Consider the following 4,451-nt stretch of genomic DNA (forward strand, 5'->3'; position numbering starts at 1 on the left):
GGGCGCCCCTCCGCCTTGCGAGGCACCGCACCGGACGACCCGGGCTCACCCGACAAGATCCGGAAGAGACGGCCTAGTGCCGTGACCCGGTGGACCTTTCCGGTCACAGCACTAGGGTGCGCCCATGGCGAAGAAGGCGATGACGAAGAAGTACGCGGCCCTGCTGCGCGGGATCAATGTCGGCGGGAACAAGAAGGTCCCGATGGCGGAGCTGCGTTCGGTGCTGGAGGGGCTCGGCCACGGCGATGTGCGGACGTACCTGCAGAGCGGCAACGCCGTCTTCAGCAGCGCGCGGCAGGACCCGACGGCCCTCGCCCGAGAACTGGAGGCGGCCATCAAGGCGCACTTCGGCTTCCGCGTGGCGTGCCTGGTACTGGACGGCGCGTACCTGCGCGGCGTCGCCGAAGCCTGTCCGTTCCCGGCCGCGGAGCTGGAGGGCAAGCAGCTGCACGTCACCTTCTGCTCCGAACAGCCCGGCCCGGAACGCTTCGCCGCGCTCGACGAGGCGGCGTACCTTCCCGAGGAGTACCGGATCGGTGACCGCGTCGTGTACCTCCACGTCCCCGAGGGCCTGGGTCGCTCCAAGCTCGCCGAGGCCCTCGCCAAGCCCGCCGTCGTCAAGGGACTCGACGTGACCACCCGCAACTGGAACACCGTCGCCAAGCTCGTGGAGCTGACCGGGGCCTGACCGGGGCCTGAACGGTGCCCGACCGCGGGTTCGGCGGCCGCAGCGCCGTCCGACTCGACCTCGACTTCCACCGGGAGGGCGCGACCACCCGGCCCCCGCGCCGTACGCGGCGGCCGCCGGAAGTCGCTCCTTCGTTCGCCCCGCCCCGGCGGTCACACAGGCGGCCCGATGTGCCAGGCTCGGGGCATGCGTTACATCATCATCGGCGCGGGCGCGGTCGGCGCCACCATCGGCGGACGGCTCGCGGAGGCGGGCGGCGAGGTCGTACTCGTCGCCCGCGGCGCGCACGCGCAGGCCCTGCGGGCCGAGGGGCTGCGGCTCACGACGGCCGACGGGACCCGGGTCCACCGACTGCCCGTGGTCACCGGACCGGACGAACTGGGTGAACTGCGCCCCGACGACGTGCTGCTGCTGTCCGTGAAGACCCAGGACGCCATCGCCGCGCTCGACGCGTGGGGCGACGCGGAGGTCGCGGGCGGCGGTACGGCCGCACAGCGGCTGCCGGTGCTGTGCGCGCAGAACGGTGTGGAGAGCGAGCGGCTGGCGCTACGGCGCTTCGCGCGCGTGTACGGGGTGTGCGTATGGCTGCCCGCCACCTTCCTGGAGCCGGGCGTGGTCTCGGCGCTGTGCGCGCCGCTGACCGGCGTCCTGCACGTGGGCCGGGCCGCGGGCGGCACGGACGCCCTGGCCCGGTCCGTCGCGGCGGACCTCGCCAAGGCCGGCTTCGGGGCGCCGGCGGCCCCGGACGTGATGCGCTGGAAGTACGCGAAGCTGCTGGGGAACCTGGGCAACGCGATCCAGGCGACCACCGGACCGGAGCCGGACCCGGCGAAGGCGGCGCTGCTGCTGCGGGCCGTCCGCGAGGGCAAGGCCGCCTTCCGGGCCGCCGGCGTCCCGTACGCCTCGGACGCCGAGCAGGCGCTGGCCCGCGACGGCAAGGTGGAGCAGCCGGCCGGCGTGCGGGGCGGCTCGTCCTGGCAGAGCCTGGCGCGGGGTACGGGCTCGGTGGAGGCGGACTACCTCAACGGGGAGATCTCCCTGCTGGGCCGGCTGCACGGGGTGCCGACACCGGTCAACGACGTCCTGCGGCACGCGGCGAACATCTTCGCCCGGGAGGGCCTGCCGCCGGGCGCGATGTCCATCGAGGACCTCACCGCCCTGGCCGACGAGGCCGCGGCCCGCGCGTAGCGCGCCGGCGTTTGGCCGCGGCGGGTCAGGCCGTCAGGGCCGGCAGCCGGGCGGGCGCCGTCGCGGCCGCGTCGAAGCGGCGCAGCAGCAGTCGGGCCAGTTCCGGGGCCGCGCCCAGGACGTCCGCGACGACGTCCGCGCCCGCGGCCTCGGCGCCGGCCGCGATACGGTCCGGGAGCCGGCCCGGGGCGATGACGTACGGGGCCACCGCCACCCGCTCGAAGCCCTCGGCGCGCAGGGCCCGTACGGCGTCCTCCGTACGGGGCAGTGCGGCGGAGGCGAACGCAGGCCGCACGGCACACCAACCGGTGCGCCGCCACTCCCGCGCGGTTTCAGCGATCACTGCGATCGCCTCCGGGTCCGTGGAGCCGGCGGACGCGAGCACCACGGCGGTGGTGGCGCGGTCCGCCGGGGTGAGGCCGGCTTCGGAGAGCCGGCGTTCGAGGGCGGTCAGCAGGAGCGGGGACGGTCCGAGGACGTCCGCCACCCGCACCGACAGCCCCGGCAGGCGCGAGGTCGACTCGGCGAGCGCCGCCGGGATGTCGGACTTCGCGTGGAAGGCGCGGGTCAGCAGCAGCGGGAGCGCCACGACCTCCCGTACGCCGGACAGGTAGAGCGAGGACAGGGCCTGCCCCACCGTCGGGGTGTTGAAGTCGAGGAAGGCCGTCTCCACGCGCAGCCCCGGCCGCAGCGCCCGCACCCGCCCGGTGAGGGCGTGCACGGTCGCCGCGTGCCGCGGATCGCGGCTGCCGTGGGCGATGACCAGGAGGGCGCGGGACATGGCGATCAGCTCTTCGCCAGCAGGCCGCGGCTGCGCAGCACCCACCGCTCGACCGGGCTGAAGATCAGCAGGTCGATGGCGATGCCGACCACCAGGATCAGGATGATCGCGAGGAACACGCCCGGCAGGTCGATGTTGTTGCGGCCGTTCTCCAGCAGCTGGCCGAGGCCCAGGCCCAGGTCCGGTGAGGAGGCGATGATCTCGGCGGCCATCAGCGAGCGCCAGGAGAAGGCCCAGCCCTGCTTCAGGCCGGCCAGGTAGCCGGGCAGTGCGGCCGGCATGACGATGTGCCGGGCCCCGGCCAGGCCGGTGGCGCCCAGGGTGCGGCCGGCCCGCAGGTACAGCGGCGGGATCTGGTCGATGCCGGAGACGAGGCCGTTGGCGATGGACGGGACGGCGCCCAGCAGGATCACCGTGAACATCATCGCGTCGTTCAGGCCGAACCACAGGACGGCCGGCGGCACCCAGGCCACCGACGGCAGCGACTGCAGGCCCTGCAGGATCGGGCCGATCGCGGCACGGACGAACTTCACCCGGGCGACGAGCAGACCGAGCGGAGTACCGATGGCCAGGGCCAGCAGGAAGCCGAGCAGACCGCGGGAGACGCTGGTCCAGATGACCTCCAGCAGCGTGCCCTTGACCCACATGTCGGACAGGCTGTCCCACACCGCGGACAGCGCTGGCAGCTTGGTCTCCTCGGCGACGTGCGTCGCGACGAGGACCTGCCAGACCAGGAGGACCAGGCTCACGGCCAGGACCGGCGGGAAGACCTTCTTGACGAGGATCTCGCGGATCGGGGTGCGGTGGGTCTGGACCGCGTCGAGGGCGTCGAGGCCCGCCTCCAGGCCGGCCAGGTCGTCGGTCTTGCCCGTGGCCTTCGAAGTGATGTCAGTGCTGGCCATGGCGGCGGATCTCCCCACGCAGGTGTTCAGTGATCTCCAGGGACAGTTCCGCGACGTCCGCGTCCTCGATGCGGCGCGGCTGCGGGATGTCCACGGTCCATTCCTTCGCGATCCGGCCGGGCCGGGAGGAGAGCAGGACCACGCGCTGGGCGAGGCGGACGGCCTCGCGCACGTTGTGGGTGACGAAGAGGACGGACAGCCCGGTCTCCGCCCAGATGCGGGTGAGCTCGCCGTGCAGCACGTCCCGAGTGATGGCGTCGAGGGCCGCGAACGGCTCGTCCATCAGCAGCAACCGGCTGTCCTGGGCGAGCGCCCGGGCCAGGGCCACGCGCTGGCGCATGCCGCCGGACAGCTCGTGCACGCGCTTGCCGTACGCGCCGCCGAGGCGGACCAGCTCCAGCAGCCGCTCGGCCTCCGGGCGGCGCTCGGCCTTGGCCACCCCGCGCAGGCGCAGGGCGAGTTCGATGTTCTTGCCCGCGGTCAGCCACGGGAAGAGGGCGTGCTCCTGGAACATCAGGGCCGGACGGCCGCCGGGGGTCTCGATGGACCCCGCGGACGGCTTGTCCAGACCCGCGACCAGGTTCAGCAGCGTGGATTTGCCACACCCCGAGGCACCCAGGATGGTGACGAACTCGCCGGGAGCGACATCGAGGCTGATGTCGTCCAGGACGAGCTGCGATCCGGCCGGGCCGGAGAAGGACTTCGAGACGTGCTCGATGCGGGCAGCGTGCGTCTGCTCCGCGACGGAGCCCTCGGCAGCCTTGGCAAGCGTGGTGGCCATGGTCGTCACCTCCTGGGATTGCTGGACAGCGGGGTTACTTGGCGCCGAGGCCGGCGTCGGAGACCTCGGGCTTGCCGGCGGCCTTGAGGACCTTGTTCAGGAGTGTGAGGT

Annotated in this window: 5 protein-coding genes; 2 read left to right on the forward strand and 3 right to left on the reverse strand. The window is 73.3% G+C overall.

Annotated elements, in window-relative coordinates:
* Positions 1–139 precede the first annotated feature (139 nt).
* Entirely contained in the window at positions 140–688 is a 549-nt protein-coding gene (locus tag AB8A24_RS43035; RefSeq protein WP_369479228.1) for a DUF1697 domain-containing protein, read from the forward strand.
* Positions 689–874: 186 nt separating this feature from the next.
* Positions 875–1,876: a 2-dehydropantoate 2-reductase N-terminal domain-containing protein gene (locus tag AB8A24_RS43040; protein ID WP_328961106.1), complete on the forward strand. Its 1,002-nt coding sequence runs from the start codon at positions 875–877 to the stop codon at positions 1,874–1,876.
* Between the two features lie 25 nt (positions 1,877–1,901).
* Here the strand turns inward: AB8A24_RS43040 and AB8A24_RS43045 are convergent, their stop codons facing one another.
* From AB8A24_RS43045 to AB8A24_RS43055, 3 genes are read right to left on the reverse strand one after another with little or no spacing between them, the layout of a single operon-like run.
* On the reverse strand, positions 1,902–2,657 hold the full coding sequence (locus AB8A24_RS43045; RefSeq protein ID WP_328961105.1) for a sirohydrochlorin chelatase: 756 nt from the start codon (positions 2,655–2,657) through the stop codon (positions 1,902–1,904).
* Positions 2,658–2,662: 5 nt separating this feature from the next.
* Entirely contained in the window at positions 2,663–3,559 is an 897-nt protein-coding gene (locus AB8A24_RS43050; RefSeq protein WP_328961104.1) for an ABC transporter permease, read from the reverse strand.
* The gene (locus AB8A24_RS43055; RefSeq protein ID WP_328961103.1) at positions 3,546–4,340 is read right to left on the reverse strand and encodes an ABC transporter ATP-binding protein; all 795 of its coding nucleotides are present in this window, start codon (positions 4,338–4,340) and stop codon (positions 3,546–3,548) included. Before AB8A24_RS43055 ends, AB8A24_RS43050 begins: the two co-directional genes overlap by 14 nt.
* Between the last annotated feature and the right edge of the window lie 111 nt (positions 4,341–4,451).

The sequence above is a fragment of the Streptomyces sp. BF23-19 genome (genome assembly GCF_041106355.1).
GTDB lineage: Bacteria > Actinomycetota > Actinomycetes > Streptomycetales > Streptomycetaceae > Streptomyces > Streptomyces virginiae_A.